Genomic DNA, 13,899 nt, shown 5'->3' with positions numbered 1-13,899 from the left:
ACGCCATTTTATGACGACACACACCTGCCATGAGCCACAATCTGCTACTTGCCCCGCGCTGGGACACCCCACACCAGCTGCCACCTTTCGATAGCATCGAACCGGCGCTGTTTGCCCCTGCCTTCACCCAGCTGTTTGCCGACCATCAGGCCGAGATCGACGCCATTGCGGCCAACCCTGATGTGCCGGATTTTGCCAATACCGTTGAAGCCTTCGAGCGCAGCGGCCTGCTGCTGGAACGTGCCAGCCTGTTGCTGGACAATCTGGTCGCCTCGGTCGGCAGCGAAGGCTTGCTGGCGGTGCAAAGCGACATGGCGGCCAAACTGGCCGCCCACGGCAGCGCCATCTATATGCACGAAGGCGTGTTCAAGCGCCTTGATGTGGTGTACCGCGAGCGTGCGGCGCTGGGCCTGTCCGAAGAACAGCTGCGCCTGCTGGAGCGCATCCACCGCCAGTTCGTGCGCGCCGGTGCCAAGCTGCAAGGCGAGGCGCGCAGCCGCTTTGCCGCCATCGTGTCACGCCTGGCTGACCTGACCACCGCCTTCGGCCAGAACGTACTGGCCGACGAAAACGAATACACCCTGCCGCTGAGCGCGGATCAGCTCGACGGCCTGCCGGCTTTCGTACTGGACGTAGCCAGCGGCGCGGCCAAATCACGCGGTGTGGAAGGCCATGTGATTACCCTGTCGCGCTCGGCGATTATCGGCTTCCTCACCTACTCCACCCGCCGCGAACTGCGCGAACAGCTGTGGCGTGCCTGGGTTGGCCGCGGCGAGAATCCGGCACGCGCCAATGCGCCACTGGCGAAGGAAATCCTCGCCCTGCGTCAGGAACAGGCACAGCTGTTGGGCTATGCCAATTTTGCCGATTACGCGCTGGCCGACCGCATGGCCGCTACGCCAGCGGCGGTGTTTGCGCTGATGGATCAGGTGTGGGAGCCGGCCAAGGCCAGCTTCGAGCGCGAAAAAGTGATGTTGGCCGCAGAGGCCGCACGCCTTGGCCTGCCGACCGATATCCAGCCGTGGGACTGGTTCTATCTGGCCGAAAAAGTGCGCGTCAGCCAGTTCGCGCTCGACAACGCGCAGATCAAGCCTTACTTCGCGCTGGATAATATGATTGCCGCGATGTTCGACGTCGCCGGCCGCCTGTTCGGTCTGAGCTTTGCCGAACGCAGCGATGTGGCGCTGTATCACGCTGATGCACGACTGTGGGAAGTAAGTCGCAACGGTGAAGTCATTGGCCTGTTCATCGGCGACAACTTTGCGCGTCAGGGCAAACGCGGCGGTGCGTGGATGCATCTGTTCCGCCAGCAGAGCAAGGACGCCAGCGGCCGTACCCTGCCGGTGGTGATCAACAACAACAACTTCGCCAAGGCCGGTGCCGGCCAGACCCTGCTGAGCTTTGACGATGTGCGCACGCTGTTCCACGAATTCGGCCACGGCCTGCACGGCTTGCTGTCGGATGTGCATTACCGCAGCCTGTCCGGCCCGAACGTGCCGCAGGATTATGTCGAGCTGCCATCGCAGGTGATGGAAAACTGGGCGCTGGTACCGGAAATTCTCGCCAAACATGCGCGTCATGTCGAAAGCGGCGAAGCGATTCCGGCAGAGCTGGTGGCCAAGATCCAGGCCGCCGAAACCTTCAACCAGGGTTTCGAGACCGTGCGTTATGCTGCCTCGACGTTGATTGATCTGGCGCTGCATCAGGCTGACGCAAGCAGCGGCATCGACATCATCGCCTTCGAAGCGGCCGAGCGCGAGCGTCTCGGTGTGCCGTTTGCCGCCGGTATGAATCATCGTCCGCCACACTTCGGCCACATCTTCTCGGGTGACTACTACGCCGCCGGTTACTACGTGTATATGTGGGCCGAGGTACTGGATGCCGAGGCGTTTGCCGCGTTTGAAGAAGCCGGCAACCCGTTTGACCCGGCACTGGCGGAGAAGCTGTATCGCTATATCTACAGCGCCGGCGACAGCCGCGAGCAGAAGGCCGCCTTCCGCACTTTCCGCGGTCGTGACCCGCAGGCCAACGCCATGCTGAAAAAGCGCGGTCTGCAAGCCTGATCGAAGCTGTCCATGAAAAAGCCCGGGCTGGTCCCGGGCTTTTTTGTATGTTTCGTGACAGCCTTTCGTCACGAAACATACATTCATACATCATATGTCACGATTTGTCACACAAATCGTGCCTCAGAATTCTATCGTCACCTTGCGTGCACCCAGCATCTTGGCACGGGCAATCAGCTGCTCCAACGTGGCATCGGCCAGCAGAATGCCCGATGGCAGCGCCTTGGGCGCAATCTCTTCAGCAATCACCGCCGGCCGTGGCGCAACCGGAGCGGCAAGGTTGGCCGCAGGCAATTCGACTTGCTGTGCCAGCAGAGTGTCGACCACTTTGCACAGGCGCTCGTAGGCATCACGGCTGGGTTTGATATTGCTGGCATCCAGTGCTTCGTAGCGCTGGATCGCTGCAGTGGAAAGCCCGACCTGATCAGCCAGCGCGGTACGCGACAGCCGCAATTGCTTGCGCACCGCTTTCAGGGCGGCCGCGAACTCCGTGCTTTCCAATTCGGGCAAGACTGCCATTTGTACTGCCTCCAGTGCGTGATTTATCGCATCATACCACAAGCACACAAATAAAATACAATTCACACACTTAAATAACACAGAGAAAAATCAACACACACAACACTTCGCCGACAACAACCTGACAAATCAACTTAAAATCAATATATTGATTGCTGTATTAATAATTTGCACAAAGGATACACACACAAATTAATACAAACAACACATGAAAACACACGGGCGATACAATGCAAATTGTGTGAATTGTATGATTTACCTGCAGGCTCGACGTAGCTGCCGATGCGCTTCTTTCTCGCGATACATCGAGGCATCTGCTCTGGCCAGTATCAGGTCCGGTTGCTGCAATTCGTCGGCAGAATAGCTGGCGCTGCCAATGCAGGCGCTGATACCGAAGTTCGGTTGCAGATGGGCGGTCAGCCGCAAGATGTCCTCGCGCAGCTCGGTCAAAGACAGCTGTGCATCCAGCAACAGCACGAACTCGTCGCCCCCCAGCCGGTAAGCGCGGGCCGACATCCACTGCAAGGCACGGGACACTTCGCGCAGCGCCTCGTCTCCCGCCTCGTGTCCGCGGGTATCATTCAGCAGTTTGAAATCATTCAGATCGATATAAAACAGCAGGCCGGATTCGGCCTCGCGATGTTGTCGTGCCAGCTCGCGAAATAGCGCACGACGATTGCCCAGCCCGGTCAGCTCATCATGAAAGGCCAGATAATCGGCCTCCTGATGCAGACGCTTGTTCAGTGCCACCTCCTGCTCCAGCTCGTGACGCAATACCTCCTGCTGTTTTATCAGGTCAAACAGCGCCCAGCCCATGATCAGCATGGCCGTGGAACGCAAGAAGTCATCCATGAAATCGATTACGGGCCACAAGGGAAAGAATTCATCCAGCCAGTCAAGAAATTGCCCAGTGAAAAACATGCCACCGCTGAGCAACACCCAGCGCAGCATCTGATGGTTACTCTTGAGAAAACGCCAGCCACTGAGCAGCAGGAAAAAACCTATCAGTACCCCGTAAAAGTCATTGCTATGCGGCACACCCAACACGTGCATCGCAATATCCCCGAGCAGCAGGAAAAACAGGAAAATGGATAAGCGCCTGACAATGACACGCATGTAAGCCTCTCCCGGCTGGCTGTCTAGACGTGCGGAAAATCGGGATTCCAGGCGACTTCCCACAGATAGCCATCCGGGTCGCGGAAATAACCGCTGCGTCCGCCCCAGAACGCATCCTCGGCCACCTTGGCAATCACCACGCCTTTTTCCGCCAGCTCCTGCAACAGGGCATCGACCTCATCGCGCTGTGCCACATTGTGTGACAGCGTGAAGCCCGGAAATACCGACGGCGGGCTGACTGCCACGCCGACATCCTCGGCCAGTGCCGCACGCGGATACAGCGCCAGCCAGGTCTGACCCAGCTCGAAAAAGGCGATATCGGCACCATCCGGCATCGGAATCTGCGGCAAAGCCAGAATGTCACGATAAAACGTCACGGCCCGGGTCAGGTTGGAGACCCCCAGCGTGACAAAACTCAAACGAGGCTGCATGCAATACCCCTTCAAGGCCTTGGCCCGCCACCCGGGCAAGAGCCAATCCGTTTGTTCGATCCGGCAAGCCATCAACCGATGTTGGCGCCCTTGCCGCTATGTTTCACTGCCCAGCAAGACCACCCGGTCTCGCCCCGACTGCTTGGCCTGGTACAAGGCCATATCGGCAATCTTCAGCAAACGCTCGGGGCCGGTGCCATCATTGCCGGCAACGGCAATGCCGATCGAGGCGGTAATGCGCCCCAGCGTCTGTTGCTGATGATGAAAGGGGTGATTGCGGATTTCTTCCAGAATGGTTTCGCACAGGCTGAATGCCGCCACATCGGTCATGAAGGGCATCAGCAGCACGAACTCCTCGCCACCCAGACGGTAGGCGCTGTCCTGCGGGCGAATCTGTTCGCGCAACAGCCGCGCCAGCTGGCGCAAGGCGCTGTCGCCGGCATCGTGACCACGCGTGTCATTCAGCTGCTTGAAGTGATCGATATCGAGGATCACCAATGCCAGCGGCCACCAGCTGTTCTGCCGGAAAATCTCGGCGAGGCTCGCATCCAGCTGCCGCCGGTTGTACAGCCCGGTCAGCGCATCGCGGATAGACTGCTGATGCAGCCGCGTGCGCAGCTGCAGATTCGACAGCGCCAGTGCCGCCTGTTCGCACACCGCCTGTGCCAGGGTCTGCATTTCAACCAGACAAGCCGGGTCCTGGCTGTTTTTCTGCAGATGCAGGACACCGATCTGCTGCTCTTGCGCCTGCAGCGGCACGCACATGCACATGATGCGGTGGTCGTCCTCGTTCAGCACATGCTGGCAAGCGGCCTGGCCGCTACCAAAAGAAAACAGGTGCGCATGCTGTCTTTGCAGCGCCAGACAACCGGTGCGGTTGAAATGATCGAGTGTATTGATCGGCACCTGCCCCCAGCTGGCCACCCGCGCATAACTGCCACGCTGCCGCCGGTCGAGAAACAGCACGCCGCTGACCGCAGGAAACAGCCGTGGCAGATAGTCGCGCATCACATTGACGGCTTCGTTCAACTCCTGACAACGCTGCAAGGCCGCCGACAAGTCGGACAACAAGCCCATCTCGCGATTGAGCAGCTCGACCGCTGCCAGGCCTTGTTCCAGCCGGCGATTGCTTTCTTCGAGCAAGGCCGCCACCTGTTTGCGTTCGGTAATGTCATGCACCGTGCCGAACACCCGCCGTGGCGAGCCATCAACCTCGCGCTGCAGCTCGGCCTGGCAGTTGAGAAACAGCAAGCCGCGCTGCGGCAACAGCACGCGGCAATCGATATTGAAGGGTTCGCTGCTTTCCATGCTGCTGGCAATCGCCCGCAACACCATCGCGCGGTCGGCCTCGTACACCAGCCGCATTACATCTTCCTGACTGGCAATCTGGCGGATGCTGTCGCCCAGAATGTTCAGCGTTTCCTCGGACAGGCTCAGCGTCAGCGTCTCGAGGTTGTATTCAAAACTGCCCAGCCGCGCGATGCGCTGGGCGCGCGCCAGATTGGCACGGCTTTGCAGCAGCTGGCGCTCTGCCTGCTGGCGCTCCTTGAGTTCCTGTCGCAGATTGCGGTTGATCGCCGTCATCTCCTGCGACATCTCTTCCAGCGTGTGCTCCAGCAGCTCGCGATCCTCATCCTGCTGCACATAGTGTTCGCTGACCGCCTGCAGCAAAGTCAGCAGGCCGGCATCAGCGCTGATGCGGGCACGCTCCAGCTGTCTTTGCAGCAAGGGATGCAGCCCGGCGGGGTCACGCATTGTCATCTGGCGGGCAACTCCCAAAAGGTGGTCACGGTCATGCTCTGGTTGTGCAGCTCGCAACGGCCACTGCAGATATGCGGCGAAATCTCGCCATAGGAATAAAAACCCGACAGCACCGGCAAGGGACCGACAATGCCACGCACAGCCTCCAGCTCTTCCTCGCTGCGCTGGCCCAGCACCATGCGCCGGCCGACGCAGGACACCAGCAGGGTATATACCTGCTGCGGCAGCAAGCTGGCCTCAGCCGCCCGTGCCGCGCCCTCGACCAGCTGGTCGGCATTGAATTTCATCAGCCGCACGAAACGCCCCTCCGGCATGTCGCCGGCAAAGGCCATGGCCTGGCTGTCTTCGTCCAGGCTCAGGATGGTGCGGGTGAGGCCAACCTCGTCCGGCTCGTCGCTGTGACGCAGACTCAGCGGAAAACGCAGCGCGGCCGACGGCAGCCGGTTGGCCTGCGGGCCGAGATAACGCTTGTACAGCGCCAGTGCCGACTGGCCATCCAGCTCGTACAGCACATTGCCCTCGGCACGGGTGATCTGGCGTATCGGGCCGAAGGGCTCCCAGCCACCAACCGAGCCATGGCCGGTCTGCAAGTCAGCACCATAAAAGCCGATGGCCAGCACGCTGTCCGACATCACCTGGCCATTGGCCAACAGCAGGGTCTGGCCAAAACGCGTGCCGTCACCGGCCAGGCCGCCGCTGACCCTTACTGTGTCCGGCAGCTGCTGGTACAGGCCGCGTATCAGCTCGGAGCCATTGCTGCTCATACCGTCAGACAGCAGCAGCACATAGCTCAGGTCATCGGCCAGCAGCTGGCTGGCCAGCTCCTTGCCGGCGGCGAGGCTCGCGCTGCTGGCATGCAGCGGTGCCAGTGCCAGCCGCACACGGGTAGTGGCAAAGCTCAGCGCCGTCAGCACCAGCGAATCATCGTGGATGCTGGTGCCGTTGATCTCGCCGGCGGTGCTGCAGCCAGCAAGCAAAGCGTGCGGATAACGTTTCACGATCGACATGCGCAGGTCTTCGCGCGCCAGCATGTCGCGCTGGCCGAAGATCAGCACCAGATCGGCCTCGCGCTCCAGCTTGAGCGGTGTATGCCGCTTCCAGCCCAGATGTGCCTGCCAGAAATATTGTTCTACTTGCATGTTTGCCCCCAGCACAGACACCACAGATTTACTGTAGGTCATGGCTCAAGCCTTGGCTGGCCAATGCCCGGGCGCGGCGGCCAACATCGCTGAACTACGCAAAAAATAGATTGATACCAATCTGATACAACTCAAGGAATCACAAGGGCGGCAGGCATATTCTGAAGTCATTACAACGCGGGCAGCGCCAGCAGTCTGGCCAATGCCGGCATCACGAGAAAGGCATACATCATGACTACTACCTTCTTCATTCCGGCCGTCAACATGATGGGCGAAGGCTGTCTGCAACAGGCGATGGGCGCGATTCGCGGCTACGGTTTCCGTCATGCGCTGATCGTCACCGATGCCGGCCTCGCCAAGGCCGGCGTTGCCGAGCAGCTGGTAGCCCTGCTGACGGCCGAAGACATCCAGGCCACGGTCTTTGCCGGTGCCCAGCCCAATCCGACCACCGGCAACGTCGAAGCCGGCCTTGCGTTGCTGCGCGAGAAAAACTGCGACTGCGTGATCTCGCTGGGTGGCGGCTCGCCGCATGACTGCGCCAAGGGCATTGCGCTGGTGGCGGCCAACGGCGGCAAGATTGCCGACTACGAAGGCGTGGACAAATCGGCCAAGCCGCAGCTGCCGCTGATTGCCATCAATACCACCGCCGGCACCGCCAGCGAGATGACCCGCTTCTGCATCATTACCGACGAGGCACGCCACATCAAAATGGCCATCGTCGACAAGCACACCACCCCGATTCTGTCGGTCAACGACCCGGCACTGATGCTGGCCAAGCCGGCCGGCCTGACCGCCGCCACCGGCATGGATGCGCTGACCCACGCTGTCGAGGCCTATGTCTCGACCGCCGCCACCCCGATTACCGATGCCTGCGCCCTGAAAGCCGTCGAGCTGATTGCGGCCAACCTGCGCCAGGCCGTCGCCCACGGTGACGACATCAAGGCACGCGAGCAAATGGCCTATGCCCAGTTCCTCGCCGGCATGGCCTTCAACAATGCTTCGCTCGGCTATGTACACGCGATGGCACACCAGCTTGGCGGTTTCTACGATCTGCCACACGGTGTGTGCAATGCGGTGCTGCTGCCGCACGTCGAGGCCTTCAATGCCGCCACCAGCGCCGCGCGTCTGGCTGACGTTGGCCGCGCCATGGGCGTAGACACGGCCGGCCTGAGCGCCGAGGCCGCCGCCGAAGCCGCGCTGGCAGCCATTCGCCAGCTGTCGGCCGATATCGGCATCCCGGCCGGCCTGACCGCGCTGGGGGTAAAAGAAGCCGACATCCCGACCCTGGCCAGCAATGCGCTGAAAGATGCCTGCGGCCTGACCAACCCGCGTGCGGCCAACCAGGCCGAGATCGAAGCCATCTTCCGCAACGCGCTGTAACCGTCTTCACACTGACCGGCGGGCTCGTCCTGCCCTTGCAGCCACCTGATTTGTCTCAAGTCAGGTGGCTTTTTTTACTGCACTGCAATACAGAATGGGCAAAATAGTCATGATAAAGACATCAATTCATGGCTAGTCACAGGTGCCCCCATGCTGTTCTTCAAGAAAAACAAGGCTGCAACGCAAACAGAATCTGGCCGCAACGCTCAGGCCATTACCGTCGTCCGTACCGATAGCCAGCAATACCAGCGCGCGCTGCAAGCCCATGCCGGCAGCCACATCCGCCTGCTGCTGGGCTATGTCAATCCGGGCACCAATCTCGAACAGACCACCCGCACGCTGAGCCAGCTGTTCCCCAAGGCGCGCATCATCCTCACCACCACCGCCGGCGAGCTGTGCAGCCAGAAGAGCAGCGACACGCTGTATCTGCCGGCCGATGGCCAGTGGCAAAGCCAGGTCTACCAGCTGTTTGACGACAGCCTGATTGCCGATCTGCACGTCGCCAGCATTGCGCTGCCGTGCGAGGACATCAAGCAAGGCCAGATCCGCCACAGCCACAGCGAGCGCATCGCCAAGCTCAAAAGCCAGCTGGGCAATATCCGCCTGCCGTTCAGCATGCGCCACGACGAAGGCTTTGTGCTGACCCTGGTGGACGGCCTGTCCAATAGCGAGAGCTATCTGATGGAGGCCGTCTACGAATGCGGCCAACTGCCGTATCTGTTCATTGGCGGCTCGGCCGGCGGCCCGCTGGATTTTTCGATGACGCGGCTGTACGACGGCCAGCAAGTACGCGACGGCCACGCCGTGCTGCTGTTCATCCGTCTGCAGGCCGACAAGCGCTATGGCGTGTTCAAGAGCCACAACTTCAAGGACACCGGCACCCGTTTCACCATCGGCGAGGCCAGCAACGAGTTGCGCCGTGTCTATTCGCTGCTGGATGCGCAAAGCGGCAAGGTGCGCCCGGTGCTGCCGGCCCTGGCCGAGGCAATGCGCACCACGCCGGACAAGCTGGCGCAAGCCTTGCAGCAATACAGCTTCGGCATCCGCATCAACGACGAAATCTTCGTGCGCTCGGTGCTGGCCATCAATCAGCAGGAAGGCTATCTGCAGTTCGCCTGCGACCTGGCCTTTGGCGAAGAGCTGCACCTGCTGCAAAGCGTCGATCTGGCCGAACGCACACGCAGCGACTTTGCCGCCTTCAGTCAGGGCAAGCCGCCCGCCCTCGGCGGCCTGCTCAACGACTGCATCCTGCGCCGCCTCAACAATAGCGGCGCACTGGCCAAGGCCAATGTCTATGGCGACATCCCGACCGCCGGCTTTTCCACCTTTGGCGAGCTGCTGGGCGTCAACATCAACCAGACGCTGACCGCCGTATTCTTCTACCCGGCCGACAGCGGCTTTCGCGATGATTTTGTCGATCGCTTCCCCGTGCACTACGCCAGCTTCGGCAGCTATTTCAAACGCCGCGAGCTGGAACGCGCGCAGATGATCAGCCGCATGAAGAGCCAGATCATCAGCAATCTCGCCGATTACAAGCAGTTTGCCGCCCAGCTGATGGACAATCTGCCGCTGTTCCGCGACACCACCGGCCAGCTGGTCAGCGGCCTTGGCGAAGTCGAAAACGCCATCGGCGGCTTTGCCGGCGATATTGCCGATAGTGCGGCCAACAGCGACAAGGTGCGCAGCCGCATCGGCTCGCTGGAACAGGACGCGCAGCGCATCGGCGAAGTGATGCAGATGATCAAGAAAATCGCCGAGCAGACCAACCTCCTGGCGCTGAATGCCGCCATCGAGGCTGCACGCGCCGGCGAGGCGGGCCGCGGCTTTGCCGTGGTAGCCGACGAGGTACGCAAGCTCGCCAACAACACCCAGTCGAATCTCGATGCCACCGGCGGCGCGGTCGATAATGTGATGAGCGGCGTGCAGGCGGTGGGCAGCGATATCCGCCAGATGGGCAATCAGGTCGGCCATTTCGCCGGCGGCATGCAGGGCATGAGCAGCACGCTGCAACAGTTGGCCGCCGCCTCGCAGGACAATCAGCGCAAGATCGAACAGATGCTGCAGGAGACGCACAAGCTGTACGAGCACATGCGCGTGGTCGATGCCGAGATGGAAGCCATTTTGCAGCTCGAACGGCAATAAACTGGCGCGGCCAGGCAAAACACTGGCCGTAACTGTTAACAAAGCCGGCGGCGTTGACAAGTGTTAACCAAGCCGGCTTGACCCTTGCCGACCCGCCATCCAGACTGCATGGATTATTCATCTGCCGGCTTAAACCGGCCATTCTGGAGGAAACCGCATGAGTCTGAGCCGCTACTCCGCACTGATCAGCACCGCCTTGCTGGCCGCCTGCGCCAGCACCACCCCGCAACTCGACGGCCGCTGGAAAAGCGCCAACGAGAACGAACCGACCGTCGAGGTCGAACTGAAACAAGGCCGTCTGTCGGTCTCCGGTGGCTGCAATACCATGTTCGGCACCGCCCGCATCGAAAACGGCGTGCTGGTAGTCGACCAGCTGGCCAGCACGCTGAAAGCTTGCGACCAGGCGCTGATGCAGCGCGACCGTCAGCTGAGCGAGCTGCTGAAGAGCCGCCCGGCAATCCGCCAACAGGGCGAACAACTGCTGCTCGGCGATGGCAAGCAACAACTGGTGCTGAAGGCGCAGGAAGACCTGTCGGCCTATCCGCTGAAATTCATCTATGTCGGCGCCGAACGCCAGCGCTGTGTCGGTGTGGCACCGATGCAATGCCTGCAGGTGCGCGACAGCAAGGATCAGCCGTGGCAGCACTTCTACGGCGAGATCGAAGGCTTCAAGCCCGAGCCCGGCATCGCCTACCGCCTGCGCGTGCGCGAAGTGCCGGTGGCCAATCCGCCAGCCGATGCGCCCAACAGGCGCTGGGTGCTCGATATGGTGATCGAGCAGGAAGTCGTGGCGCGCTGATCACGCCTGCGCAGCAAAGCTGACTTGCGGCCAACCTTGCATAAGGTTGGCCGCAGTTTTTTTGTGCTGTCGCCAATATCAGCCGACCGGGCGGGATTTACACCGCGCCCTGATACTCGCCGCGTGCCGGGTAGTCGTGCTTGATGGCGAAATCGATGGCCAGCAGCAGATCGGCAAACGACGGCCGCGCAAACGGCATGGTCTGCACCGCACCGTAGTACAGCGTGCCATCCGGCCGCACGATGAAGATGCCCGGCTCGCTGAACAACGCCGGCTCTTCAAGACCGATCGAGGTCACGCCGCGGCTGGTGCTGATATACAGGCCCCAGTCACGCGCGCTCGCCAGCGGCAGGTCAAAGGCAAAACGCAGCTGCTGCGCCTTGATCTTGTCGGCCATCTGCGCAGTGCGCTCCTCGCCATCGCTGCTGATCGCCACGATATTCACGCCACGCGCGGCGAAATCACCGGCCAGTTTTTCCAGCTCGCGCAGATAGGTCGCGCACAGCGGGCAGTGCAGGCCACGGTAAAACACCAGCAAATCAAAACGCTCGCCCGGATTCTGGCCCTGGACATAACGGCCGCCACCCAGCAGCGGCAGATCAAGGGCAGGCACCGCCTGGCGCGGCATCAGTGCAGTCACAGTCATGGAGTTCTCCTCGAAGGTTGGCCGCAAGCCGATGGCCGGCGACAAAAAGTGCTGACAGTTTGCTGCACTATAGGCAATAATTTGTTCAGAAATGATTGCTGAAAGTACAAGATGAGTCAGACAAGCCCCCTCGATAGGCTGTCCGCGCTACTGGCCGGATTGGCACCATGCTGCGAAATCGTTCCGGCACCGCAGGGCGATGCGCAACTGCCAGCCAGCCCGGAGCCGGTGCTGTATCTGCATCTGCTGCTGGATGGCCGCTGGCAATGGCAGGCCGGCGAGCGTGGCTGGCACAGCCTGATCGGCCCCGCCATCCTGCTGTGTCCGGCCAGTCTGCCGCATCAGCTGCAACAACAGAGCGGCGCGCTGTTCTGTCTGCGCGTGCGCCTCGATGGCCCGGCCGCGCCGCTGTTGCTGGCACAGTTTCCGCAGGCACAGGCGCTGGCACTGCACACGGTCGAGCCCGGCCTGCAGCAGGTGTTGCAGCTGATCGCCGCCGAGCTGGCCGGCCCGCGCTGCGGTGGCCAGGCGCTGCTTGCCCATGCCGGGCAGATCCTGTTCATCGCCCTGCTGCGCCACCTCGTGCAATATCCGGCCGCCGACAACCGGCTGTTTCACGCCCTGGCTGACCCGGCCATCGCGCGCGCACTGGTGGCGATGCACGGCGCGCCGCAGCAGGACTGGTCGCTGGAGCGCCTCGCCGACACCGCCGGCCTGTCGCGTACCGGCTTTGCCGTGCGTTTTCGCGAAAGGCTGGCGATGACGCCGGGCAAATATCTGGGCCAGCTGCGGTTGTCGATTGCGCGCCGCCATGTCGAGCGTGGCGAGGGGCTGAAACGTGCGGCACAGGCCGCCGGCTTTGCCAGCACCGCCGCACTGTCACGCGCGCTGGGGCGGCAGGCCAGCCACTGAACGGGCACACAAAACAATGCGGCCAACCTTGTCCAAGGTTGGCCGCATTGTTTTGAACCGGAAAAACTCAGCGCCGCGCAATCAGCAAGATGCCGCTGCCTATCAGCAACATGCCGGCAAGCTCGGCCGTGTGCGGCCATTCACCGAGGCTGTGCGCCGCCATCAGCACCGCCAGCACCGGAATCACCAGCGCATTGAAGCTCAAAGTCGAGGCCGGCAGGCGGCGCAACAGCCACAGCCACGCCAGCCAGCCGACCGCGCTGGAAAACACCCCAGCGTACAGCATGCCCAGCACAAACTGCGTCGACCACTGGATGCCGGCAAAGTCGGCAAACGGCAACAACAGATACAGCGGCAACAGGCCGATCAGCGCCTGCCAGCCGGAGAAATTCAGGCTGTCGAGCGAGCCCTGCTGCGCGGCCTGCTTGCTGAGCACCGAGCCCAGCGCCCAGAAGAAACCGGCCAGCACCGCCAGCGCCATCGACAGGCCGCCGCCGTGCAGCTGCCACGGCGCGACAATCAGCGTCAGCCCCCCCAGGCCGGCGACAAACGCTAGTTTGGCGCGTGGCGAGAACGGCTCTTTCAGCAGCCACGCCGACAGCAGCGCCACCCAGAACGGCATGGTGAACACCAGCACCGACGTCCGCCCGGCCGCACCGGCCACCAGTGCCAGCGTCACCGCCAGGCCGTAGAGGAAGGTGGTAATCAGCCCGACCTTGCTGCTGGCCTTGAGATTCTGCGGGCGCAGGCCGTGGCCACGCGCCAGCAACACGCCAAACAGCGTCAGGCTGCCGATGGTGGTGCGGATGATCAGATGGGTAATCGGCGTGGTGGCCTGCAGGGTGACTTTCATCACCACATAGTTGTAGGCCCACATGGTGACCAGGCCGGCAAACAGCGCATACGGCAGCCAGCGGCTGTCGGCAAAGCCGGCAAGGTTGGCCGCAAGGCGGCGCGCAGGGTTGGCAGCAGACATCAGGATTCTCCTTCG

12 protein-coding genes and 1 pseudogene are annotated in these 13,899 nt (G+C 61.7%); 6 read left to right on the top strand and 7 right to left on the bottom strand.

The features are described 5' to 3' along the window. Positions 1-29 precede the first annotated feature (29 nt). The gene (locus tag ACZ9W6_RS06045; protein ID WP_465190190.1) at positions 30-2,063 is read left to right on the top strand and encodes a M3 family metallopeptidase; all 2,034 of its coding nucleotides are present in this window, start codon (positions 30-32) and stop codon (positions 2,061-2,063) included. A gap of 123 nt (positions 2,064-2,186) precedes the next feature. Here ACZ9W6_RS06045 and ACZ9W6_RS06040 read toward each other — a convergent pair whose 3' ends face one another. The 5 genes from ACZ9W6_RS06040 to ACZ9W6_RS06020 form a co-directional block, all read right to left on the bottom strand. Next, positions 2,187-2,582, bottom strand: coding sequence for a helix-turn-helix domain-containing protein (locus ACZ9W6_RS06040; protein ID WP_465190189.1), 396 nt, complete (start codon positions 2,580-2,582; stop codon positions 2,187-2,189). A gap of 255 nt (positions 2,583-2,837) precedes the next feature. Then, complete coding sequence (locus ACZ9W6_RS06035; protein WP_465190188.1) at positions 2,838-3,698, bottom strand: GGDEF domain-containing protein; 861 nt, start codon at positions 3,696-3,698, stop codon at positions 2,838-2,840. 23 nt (positions 3,699-3,721) lie between these two features. After that, a complete protein-coding gene (locus ACZ9W6_RS06030; RefSeq protein ID WP_465190187.1) occupies positions 3,722-4,129 on the bottom strand; it encodes a VOC family protein in 408 nt (135 codons plus the stop codon). Positions 4,130-4,225: 96 nt separating this feature from the next. Then, positions 4,226-5,890: a GGDEF domain-containing protein gene (locus tag ACZ9W6_RS06025; RefSeq protein ID WP_465190186.1), complete on the bottom strand. Its 1,665-nt coding sequence runs from the start codon at positions 5,888-5,890 to the stop codon at positions 4,226-4,228. Next, the gene (locus ACZ9W6_RS06020; protein WP_465190185.1) at positions 5,887-7,029 is read right to left on the bottom strand and encodes an FIST signal transduction protein; all 1,143 of its coding nucleotides are present in this window, start codon (positions 7,027-7,029) and stop codon (positions 5,887-5,889) included. Before ACZ9W6_RS06020 ends, ACZ9W6_RS06025 begins: the two co-directional genes overlap by 4 nt. A 231-nt stretch (positions 7,030-7,260) precedes the next feature. On the opposite strand from ACZ9W6_RS06020, the gene yiaY reads away from it, so the two are divergent. From yiaY to ACZ9W6_RS06000, 4 genes and pseudogenes are all read left to right on the top strand, one after another. Next, positions 7,261-8,409, top strand: a complete 1,149-nt coding sequence (gene yiaY / locus ACZ9W6_RS06015; RefSeq protein WP_465190184.1) for an L-threonine dehydrogenase — start codon at positions 7,261-7,263, stop codon at positions 8,407-8,409. A gap of 150 nt (positions 8,410-8,559) precedes the next feature. Further along, a pseudogene (locus tag ACZ9W6_RS06010) lies at positions 8,560-9,735 on the top strand (FIST signal transduction protein); the annotation flags it as partial. Between the two features lie 159 nt (positions 9,736-9,894). Next, on the top strand, positions 9,895-10,551 hold the full coding sequence (locus ACZ9W6_RS06005; RefSeq protein ID WP_465190464.1) for a methyl-accepting chemotaxis protein: 657 nt from the start codon (positions 9,895-9,897) through the stop codon (positions 10,549-10,551). 157 nt (positions 10,552-10,708) lie between these two features. Then, positions 10,709-11,350, top strand: coding sequence for a DUF4377 domain-containing protein (locus ACZ9W6_RS06000; RefSeq protein ID WP_465190183.1), 642 nt, complete (start codon positions 10,709-10,711; stop codon positions 11,348-11,350). A 97-nt stretch (positions 11,351-11,447) separates the two neighbouring features. Here ACZ9W6_RS06000 and ACZ9W6_RS05995 read toward each other — a convergent pair whose 3' ends face one another. Further along, positions 11,448-11,996 carry a peroxiredoxin-like family protein gene (locus tag ACZ9W6_RS05995; RefSeq protein ID WP_465190182.1) on the bottom strand — a complete coding sequence of 183 codons (549 nt, stop codon included), beginning with the start codon at positions 11,994-11,996 and terminating at the stop codon, positions 11,448-11,450. 111 nt (positions 11,997-12,107) lie between these two features. On the opposite strand from ACZ9W6_RS05995, the gene ACZ9W6_RS05990 reads away from it, so the two are divergent. Then, positions 12,108-12,908 (top strand): helix-turn-helix domain-containing protein, encoded by an 801-nt coding sequence (locus ACZ9W6_RS05990; protein ID WP_465190181.1) that lies wholly within the window; start codon positions 12,108-12,110, stop codon positions 12,906-12,908. 67 nt (positions 12,909-12,975) lie between these two features. Here the strand turns inward: ACZ9W6_RS05990 and ACZ9W6_RS05985 are convergent, their stop codons facing one another. After that, complete coding sequence (locus tag ACZ9W6_RS05985) at positions 12,976-13,884, bottom strand: DMT family transporter (RefSeq protein WP_465190180.1); 909 nt, start codon at positions 13,882-13,884, stop codon at positions 12,976-12,978. Positions 13,885-13,899: the final 15 nt, after the last annotated feature.

The organism is Vogesella lacus (assembly GCF_979366295.1).
The sequence above is the reverse complement of the archived record's forward strand: the minus strand, read 5'-3'. Positions and strand labels throughout refer to the sequence as shown.

Bases quoted from the DNA above. Each gene is read 5' to 3' on its own strand.
- ACZ9W6_RS06020 (WP_465190185.1), bottom strand. From the start codon at position 7,029: ATGCAAGTAGAACAATATTTCTGGCAGGCACATCTGGGCTGGAAGCGG.
- ACZ9W6_RS05995 (WP_465190182.1), bottom strand. From the start codon at position 11,996: ATGACTGTGACTGCACTGATGCCGCGCCAGGCGGTGCCTGCCCTTGAT.
- ACZ9W6_RS06005 (WP_465190464.1), top strand. From the start codon at position 9,895: ATGATCAGCCGCATGAAGAGCCAGATCATCAGCAATCTCGCCGATTAC.
- yiaY (WP_465190184.1), top strand. From the start codon at position 7,261: ATGACTACTACCTTCTTCATTCCGGCCGTCAACATGATGGGCGAAGGC.
- ACZ9W6_RS06035 (WP_465190188.1), bottom strand. From the start codon at position 3,698: ATGCGTGTCATTGTCAGGCGCTTATCCATTTTCCTGTTTTTCCTGCTG.
- ACZ9W6_RS06025 (WP_465190186.1), bottom strand. From the start codon at position 5,890: ATGACAATGCGTGACCCCGCCGGGCTGCATCCCTTGCTGCAAAGACAG.
- ACZ9W6_RS06030 (WP_465190187.1), bottom strand. From the start codon at position 4,129: ATGCAGCCTCGTTTGAGTTTTGTCACGCTGGGGGTCTCCAACCTGACC.
- ACZ9W6_RS05990 (WP_465190181.1), top strand. From the start codon at position 12,108: ATGAGTCAGACAAGCCCCCTCGATAGGCTGTCCGCGCTACTGGCCGGA.
- ACZ9W6_RS06045 (WP_465190190.1), top strand. From the start codon at position 30: ATGAGCCACAATCTGCTACTTGCCCCGCGCTGGGACACCCCACACCAG.
- ACZ9W6_RS05985 (WP_465190180.1), bottom strand. From the start codon at position 13,884: ATGTCTGCTGCCAACCCTGCGCGCCGCCTTGCGGCCAACCTTGCCGGC.
- ACZ9W6_RS06040 (WP_465190189.1), bottom strand. From the start codon at position 2,582: ATGGCAGTCTTGCCCGAATTGGAAAGCACGGAGTTCGCGGCCGCCCTG.
- ACZ9W6_RS06000 (WP_465190183.1), top strand. From the start codon at position 10,709: ATGAGTCTGAGCCGCTACTCCGCACTGATCAGCACCGCCTTGCTGGCC.